Genomic DNA, 7,312 nt, shown 5'->3' with positions numbered 1-7,312 from the left:
GCGACGAAGGCGACCTTGGGCGTGTGCTGGCGGGTCGCCGCCTCGTCCAGCGTGGCGATCAGGCCCATGCGCAGCGCGCCGTACGCGCGGATGGTCTCGAAGCGCTGCAGCGCCTGCGCATCGCCGTTGATCGCGTCCTGCAGTTCGGTGCCCTGGTAACCCAGCGCCTGCGCTTCAAGGAAGATGGTGGGAATGCCGGCGTTGATCAGGGTCGCCTGGAAGCTGCCGACGCCCGGCACCTCCAGCGTGTCGACCAGGTGGCCGGTGGGGAACATGGCGCCGCCGGCGCCGTCCTCGTCGGCGGCCGGGTCGAGGAATTCCAGCGCGATCTCCGCCGCCGGGAAGGTCACCCCGTCCAGCTCGAAATCGCCGGTTTCCTGCACCGCGCCATCGGTCATCGGCACCTGCGCAACGATGGTCTTGCCGATGTTGGCCTGCCAGATCCGCACCGTGGCCACGCCATCGCGCGGAATCCGCGCCGGATCCACCAACCCGGCGGCGATCGCGAACGGCCCCACCGCCGCGGAGAGGTTGCCGCAGTTGCCGCTCCAGTCCACGAACGCGCGCTCGATCGCCACCTGGCCGAACAGATAGTCCACGTCGTGGTCCGGGCGCGTGCTCGGCGCCACGATCACGGTCTTGCTGGTGCTGGAGGTCGCCCCGCCCATGCCGTCGATCTGCTTGGCGTACGGATCGGGACTGCCGATCACCCGCTGCAGCAGCGCATCGCGCGCCGGGCCCGGCGTCTGCGCCGCCGCGGGCAGGTCCTGCAGGCGGAAGAACACGCCCTTGGAGGTGCCGCCGCGCATGTAGGTGGCGGGGATGCGGAGTTGCGGAGCGTGGGCCATGGCGGTTCCGGGGTGCGTACGAAAAGAAGAGACGGCGGATCAGGGCGAATCGGGAATCTCGGGTTCGACCAGTTGCGTCAGCAGGGTCAGCGACTCCTGCCAGCCGAGGTGGCAGAACTCCACCGGGATCTGCGGCGGGACGCCCTCCTGCACGATCTCCAGTGCGGTGCCGCAGGCCACCGGCCGCAGCCGCACGGTCACGATCATCTCGCCGGGCAGGTCCGGATTGTCGAAGCGGTCGGTGTGGCGGATCAGCTGGCCGGGCACCAGTTCCAGGTAGGTGCCACCGAAGGCGCTGCTGGTGCCGGTGCCGAGGTTGGTGAAGCTCATCCGGTAGCTGCCGCCCACCCGCGCGTCCAGCGCATGCACGGTGGCGACGAAGCCGTGCGGCGGCAGCCATTTGACCAGCGCCGCCGGTTCCAGGAAGGCGCGGTAGACGCGCTCGGCCGGCGCGCGCAGCACGCGATGCAGGTGGACGGTCCCGGTGGTGGCGGCGGACGTGGTCATGGCGGTCTCCTCGGCGGTGGCGGGCGCGGCCAGCATGGCACGCGCCCGATGACAGCGGCAGCCGGCTCAGGCGCTGCGGGCGTCCTCGAGGAAATCCTGGGCGAAGCGCTGCAGCACGCCGCCGGCCTCGTAGATGGACACTTCCTCGTTGCTGTCCAGGCGGCACAGCACCGGCACCTCCACCGCGGCGCCGTCCTTGCGCACGATGCGCAGGGTCAGCGTGGCGCCCGGGGTGCGCGCGCCGACCACGTCGAAGGTCTCGCTGCCGTCGATGCCCAGGGTCGTGCGCGTGGTGCCCGGCAGGAACTGCAGCGGCAGCACGCCCATGCCGATCAGGTTGGTGCGGTGGATGCGCTCGAAGCCCTCGGCGACGATCGCCTCGACCCCGGCCAGGCGCACGCCCTTGGCCGCCCAGTCGCGCGAGGAACCCTGGCCGTAGTCGGCGCCGGCGATCACGATCAGCGGTTGTTTGCGCGCCATGTAGGTTTCGATCGCCTCCCACATGCGCAGCACCTGCCCGTCCGGCTCCAGCCGGGTCAGCGAGCCCTGCTTCACCTTGCCATCGACCACCGCCATTTCGTTGATCAGCTTCGGGTTGGCGAAAGTGGCGCGCTGCGCGGTGAGGTGGTCGCCGCGATGGGTGGCGTAGGAATTGAAGTCCTCCTCCGGCACGCCCATGTGCGCCAGGTATTCGCCGGCGGCGCTGTCGGCCAGGATCGCGTTGGACGGCGACAGGTGGTCGGTGGTGATGTTGTCGCCGAGCACCGCCAGCGCGCGCATGCCGCGCAGCGTGCGTTCGCCGGCCAGCGCGCCTTCCCAGTACGGCGGGCGTCGGATGTAGGTGCTGCGCGGGCGCCAGGCGTACAGCGGCGCCACCGGCGCGCCCTGCTCCACGCGCACGTTGAACATCGGCGCATAGACGCGGCGGAACTGCTCCGGCTTCACCGCGGCGCGCACCGCCGCATCGATCTCGGCGTCGCTGGGCCAGATGTCCTTCAGCCGCACATCGCGGCCGTCGGCGTCGGTGCCCAGCACGTCCTTCTCGATGTCGAAGCGCACCGTGCCGGCGATGGCGTAGGCGATCACCAGCGGCGGCGAGGCCAGGAACGCCTGCTTGGCGTAGGGATGGATGCGCCCGTCGAAGTTGCGGTTGCCCGACAGCACCGCGGTGGCGTACAGGTCGCGCTCCACGATCTCCTGCTGGATGCGCGGATCCAGCGCGCCGCTCATGCCGTTGCAGGTGGTGCAGGCGAAGGCGACGATGCCGAAGCCCAACGCCTCCAGGTCCGACAGCAGGCCGGCCTCTTCCAGGTACAGCTGCACCGCCTTGGAACCGGGCGCCAGCGAGGTCTTCACCCATGGCTTGCGGGCCAGGCCGCGCGCGCGCGCATTGCGCGCCAGCAGGCCGGCGGCGATGACGTTGCGCGGGTTGGAGGTATTGGTGCAACTGGTGATGGCGGCGATGATCACCGCGCCGTCGGGCATGCGCCCCTGCGCCTGCTCGGCCTGGCCGGCGGCCAGCTTGGCCGGGTCGGCGATGCCGCGCGCGGCCAGTTCAGTGGTCGCCACGCGCTTGTGCGGATTGCTGGGGCCGGCCATGTTGCGCACCACCTGCGACAGGTCGAAGCGCAGCACGCGCTCGTACTGCGCGGTGGCCAGCGCATCGGCCCACAGCCCGGTGGTGCGAGCGTACTGTTCCACCAGCGCCACCTGCGCTTCCTCGCGCCCGGTCAGGCGCAGGTAGTCCAAGGTCTGCTGGTCGATGTAGAACATCGCCGCGGTGGCGCCGTATTCCGGGCACATGTTGGAGATGGTGGCGCGGTCGCCGATGGTCAGCGCGGCGGCGCCTTCGCCGAAGAATTCCAGATAGGCGCCGACCACACGCTCCTGGCGCAGGAACTCGGTCAACGCCAGCACCACGTCGGTGGCGGTGATGCCGGGCTGCGGCCGGCCGCTCAGCTCCACGCCGACGATGTCCGGCAGGCGCATCCACGAGGCGCGGCCGAGCATCACGCTCTCCGCTTCCAGGCCGCCGACGCCGATGGCGATCACGCCCAGCGCGTCCACGTGCGGGGTGTGGCTGTCGGTGCCCACGCAGGTATCGGGGAAGGCGACGCCGTCGTGCACGTAGATCGCCGGCGACATCTTCTCCAGATTGATCTGATGCATGATGCCGTTGCCCGGCGGGATCACGTCCACGTTGCGGAACGCGCGCTTGCTCCAGTCGATGAAGTGGAAGCGGTCCTCGTTGCGGCGATCCTCGATCGCGCGGTTCTTGGCGAAGGCCTGCGGATCGTCGCCGCCGCACTCCACCGCCAGCGAGTGATCGACGATCAACTGCACCGGCACCACCGGATTGACCTTGGCCGGATCGCCGCCCTGCTCGGCGATGGCATCGCGAAGTCCCGCCAGGTCGACCAGCGCGGTCTGGCCGAGGATGTCGTGGCACACCACCCGCGCCGGAAACCACGGAAAATCCAGGTCGCGGCGGCGCTCGATCAACTGCAGCAAGGCGTCGTGCAGCAGGTCCGGATCGCAGCGACGCACCAGGTTCTCGGCGAACACCCGCGACACGTAAGGCAGGCCGGCATAGGCGCCCGGGCTGATCGCATCGACTGCGGCCTGCGCGTTGAAGTAGTCCAGCGCGGTGCCGGGAAGGGATTTACGGTAGTGGCTGTTCATGGCTGGCTACAGTAGAAAAAAAGCGAAGACAGGACCCCTTCTCCCTTCGGGACCTTGGCCCCCTTCTTGGGGGAAGGTGCCCCGAAGGGGCGGATGAGGGTACGGGCGAAGCCTGGTGCACTCAGTCTCCTCATGAGGGGCGGATGAGGACACGGGCGAAGCTCAATGCAACCCAACACCACGAGGCTGCGCCCGTACCCTCACCCCCGACCCCTCTCCCGGTGGGAGAGGGGAGTGTCACTCGGGGTCGAGGCGTACAGGCGCATCACTTGCGCTGATCGATCGGTACGAACGCCTGATCCTCCGGCCCCACGTAGTGCGCGCTGGGACGGATGATCTTGCCATCGACGCGCTGCTCGATGATGTGTGCGCTCCAGCCGGCGGTGCGGGCGATCACGAACAGCGGGGTGAACATCGCCGTCGGCACGCCCATCATGTGGTAGCTGACCGCACTGAACCAGTCCAGATTGGGGAACATCTTCTTGATGTCCCACATCACCGTCTCCAGGCGCTCGGCGATGTCGTACATCTTGCGGCTGCCCTGCGCCTCGGACAGTTCGCGCGCCACGTCCTTGATGACCTGGTTGCGCGGGTCCGACACCGTGTACACCGGGTGGCCGAAGCCGATGATCACTTCCTTGCGCTCGACCCGCGCGCGGATGTCGGCCTCGGCCTCGTCCGGGGTGTCGTAGCGCTTCTGCACCTCGAAGGCGACCTCGTTGGCGCCGCCGTGCTTGGGCCCGCGCAGCGCGCCGATGCCGCCGGCGATGGCGCTGTACATGTCGCTGCCGGTACCGGCAATGACCCGGCAGGCGAAGGTGGACGCGTTGAACTCGTGTTCGGCGTAGAGGATCAGGCTGGTGTGCATCGCCTGTACCCATTCCTCGTGCGGCTTGAAGCCGTGCAGCAGGCGCAGGAAGTGGCCGCCGATCGAGTCGTCGTCGGTCTCCACCTCGATGCGCCGGCCGTTGTGGCTGTAGTGGTACCAGTACAGCAGCATCGAGCCGAGGCTGGCCATCAGCTTGTCGGCGATGTCGCGCGCGCCGGGATGGTTGTGGTCGTCCTTCTCCGGCTGCACGCAGCCCAGCACCGACACGCCGGTTCGCATCACGTCCATCGGATGCGCCGACGGCGGCAACTGCTCCAGCGCGGCCTTGACCGCGGCCGGAATGCCACGCAGCGAGCGCAGCTTGGCCTTGTAGCCGCGCAGCTCGCTGTTGCTGGGCAGCTTGCCGTGCACCAGCAGGTAGGCGATCTCCTCGAACTGGCTGGTGCGCGCCAGGTCCAGGATGTCGTAGCCGCGGTAGTGCAGGTCGTTGCCGCTGCGGCCCACCGTGCACAGCGCGGTGTTGCCGGCGGCGGTGCCGGACAGGGCCACCGATTTCTTCGGCTTGAAGGCGGGGGCGGTCTGCGGAGCGGTGTCGTTCATGGCGAATCTCCCGGTGTTGCGGTCGGATGGACGCAGTGGATCAGGGGACGTGCGGCGCCGGTGGCCAGGCCCCGGCGCGCTCGAGCAGTTGCTGCAGCATGGCGATCTGGCGGTTCTGCTGATCCACCAGCGTCGCCCAGTCCTGCTCGCGCAGCTGGTTGAGCTTCTCGTGCACCTGCAGGATCTCCAGCTCGGCCTTGATGTTCACTTCGTAGTCGTTCTGCGCATGCAGGCGGTCCACCGCCGCCTGGCGGTTCTGGCTCATCATGATCACCGGCGCCTGGATCGCGGCCAGGCACGACAGGCACAGGTTGAGCAGGATGTAGGGATACGGATCGAAGGCGTGCGCCAGCACCAGGCTGTTGAGCGCGATCCAGCCCAGCAGCACCACGCAGAAGCCGATGATGAACGTCCAGCTGCCGCCGATCGCGGCGACGCGGTCGGCGACGCGCTCGCCCAGCGAGCGGTCGCGGTCGGCCTGCGTGACGATGTCGCGGGCCACGTGGCGCTTGGCGATGAAGCGCTCCACCACCTCGCGCTCGGCCTCGGACAGCTTGTCCAGTTCGGTCTGCAGCAGATGCCGCGCGGTCTGGCGGCGGTCGATGCGGCTGCGCAGGAACGAGGCAGCGCTGGCGTGGGTATTCATGGGCAGGCCCGGGCAGGAAAATCGCCGCCGATCATGCGCCCTTGCCGGCGAACAGCGCATCCAGGCGCTGCTCGAAGGCGTGGTAGCCGATGCGCTCGTACAGCTCCTCGCGGGTCTGCATGCGCTCCAGCACTCCCTGCTGATGGCCGTCGCGGCGGATCGCGGTGTACACGTCCTCGGCGGCCTTGTTGGCGGCGCGGAACGCCGACAGCGGGAACAACTGGATCGCCACGCCGGCCGACGCCAGTTCGTCGCGGGTGAACAGCGGGGTCTTGCCGAACTCGGTGATGTTGGCCAGCACCGGCACCTTCACCGCGTCGACGAACCGGCGGTAGGTGTCCAGGTCGTAGGCGGCCTCGGCGAAGATGCCGTCGGCGCCGGCCTCCACGCAGGCGATGGCGCGTTCGATCGCCGCGTCCACGCCCTCGGCCTGGATCGCGTCGGTGCGCGCGATCAGGAAGAAGTCCGGATCGGTCTTGGCATCGGCCGCGGCCTTGACTCGGTCCACCATCTCGCCCTGGCTGACGATCTCCTTGCCCGGGCGGTGACCGCAGCGCTTGGCGCCGACCTGGTCCTCGATGTGGCAGGCGGCCGCGCCGGCCTTGATCAACGCCTTGATGGTGCGCTCGATGTTGAACGCGCTCGGGCCGAAGCCTGTGTCGATGTCCACCAGCAGCGGCAGCGGGCACACGTCGGTGATGCGGCGCACGTCGATCAGCACGTCTTCAAGCGTGTTGATGCCCAGGTCCGGCAGGCCCAGCGAGCCGGCGGCGACGCCGCCGCCGGACAGGTAGATGGCCTTGTAGCCGGCGCGCTGCGCCAGCAGCGCATGGTTGGCGTTGATCGCGCCGATCACCTGCAACGGCGCTTCGGCGGCCAGGGCGGCGCGGAAACCGGCGCCGGGGGAAACGAGGGACATGGGCGACTCCTGACGAAGAGGCGGCAACACCCCGCCGGGCGTTCCGCGATGGACGCCAATCTGGCACTCTCGCCGGCATGGATCAATCTTGATTCAATGAATCAACCTATCGTCCCTTCATGTCCGACAGCCCCGACCGCAACCTGATCTCCGCCGCGGAGGCCTGCGCCCTGCTCGGCATCAGCAGCGCCACCTTGTACGCCTATGTCAGCCGCGGCCTGCTCAGCTCGCGCGCCGGTCCCGACCACCGCAGCCGCGCCTACCTGCGCGCCGAAGTGGAG

7 protein-coding genes are annotated in these 7,312 nt (G+C 69.0%); 1 reads left to right on the top strand and 6 read right to left on the bottom strand.

Annotated elements, in window-relative coordinates; translation table 11 throughout:
• From prpF to prpB, 6 genes are all read right to left on the bottom strand, one after another.
• On the bottom strand, positions 1–848 hold an 848-nt coding region (gene prpF, locus D180_RS06545; RefSeq protein WP_017912161.1), incomplete at its 3' end, for a 2-methylaconitate cis-trans isomerase PrpF.
• A gap of 39 nt (positions 849–887) precedes the next feature.
• Positions 888–1,391 carry an SRPBCC family protein gene (locus D180_RS06540; protein ID WP_017912160.1) on the bottom strand — a complete coding sequence of 168 codons (504 nt, stop codon included), beginning with the start codon at positions 1,389–1,391 and terminating at the stop codon, positions 888–890.
• 30 nt (positions 1,392–1,421) lie between these two features.
• Positions 1,422–4,037 carry a Fe/S-dependent 2-methylisocitrate dehydratase AcnD gene (gene acnD, locus D180_RS06535; protein WP_017912159.1) on the bottom strand — a complete coding sequence of 872 codons (2,616 nt, stop codon included), beginning with the start codon at positions 4,035–4,037 and terminating at the stop codon, positions 1,422–1,424.
• Between the two features lie 265 nt (positions 4,038–4,302).
• Entirely contained in the window at positions 4,303–5,466 is a 1,164-nt protein-coding gene (gene prpC, locus D180_RS06530; RefSeq protein ID WP_017912158.1) for a 2-methylcitrate synthase, read from the bottom strand.
• Between the two features lie 40 nt (positions 5,467–5,506).
• Complete coding sequence (locus D180_RS06525) at positions 5,507–6,112, bottom strand: DUF1003 domain-containing protein (protein WP_017912157.1); 606 nt, start codon at positions 6,110–6,112, stop codon at positions 5,507–5,509.
• A gap of 31 nt (positions 6,113–6,143) precedes the next feature.
• Positions 6,144–7,031, bottom strand: a complete 888-nt coding sequence (gene prpB, locus D180_RS06520) for a methylisocitrate lyase (RefSeq protein ID WP_017912156.1) — start codon at positions 7,029–7,031, stop codon at positions 6,144–6,146.
• 119 nt (positions 7,032–7,150) lie between these two features.
• On the opposite strand from prpB, the gene D180_RS23400 reads away from it, so the two are divergent.
• A partial coding sequence (locus D180_RS23400) for a helix-turn-helix domain-containing protein (protein ID WP_157835437.1) occupies positions 7,151–7,312 on the top strand: 162 nt, incomplete at its 3' end.

The sequence above is a fragment of the Xanthomonas sp. SHU 166 genome (genome assembly GCF_000364685.1).
Classification (GTDB): Bacteria; Pseudomonadota; Gammaproteobacteria; order Xanthomonadales; family Xanthomonadaceae; genus Xanthomonas_A; species Xanthomonas_A sontii.
Note: the sequence above shows the minus strand (reverse complement) of the source record. Positions and strands in the feature narration are given on the sequence as shown.

Coding starts and splice junctions, on each gene's coding strand:
- D180_RS06540 (WP_017912160.1), bottom strand. CDS start 1,391: ATGCTGGCCGCGCCCGCCACCGCCGAGGAGACCGCCATGACCACGTCC.
- acnD (WP_017912159.1), bottom strand. CDS start 4,037: ATGAACAGCCACTACCGTAAATCCCTTCCCGGCACCGCGCTGGACTAC.
- prpC (WP_017912158.1), bottom strand. CDS start 5,466: ATGAACGACACCGCTCCGCAGACCGCCCCCGCCTTCAAGCCGAAGAAA.
- D180_RS06525 (WP_017912157.1), bottom strand. CDS start 6,112: ATGAATACCCACGCCAGCGCTGCCTCGTTCCTGCGCAGCCGCATCGAC.
- prpB (WP_017912156.1), bottom strand. CDS start 7,031: ATGTCCCTCGTTTCCCCCGGCGCCGGTTTCCGCGCCGCCCTGGCCGCC.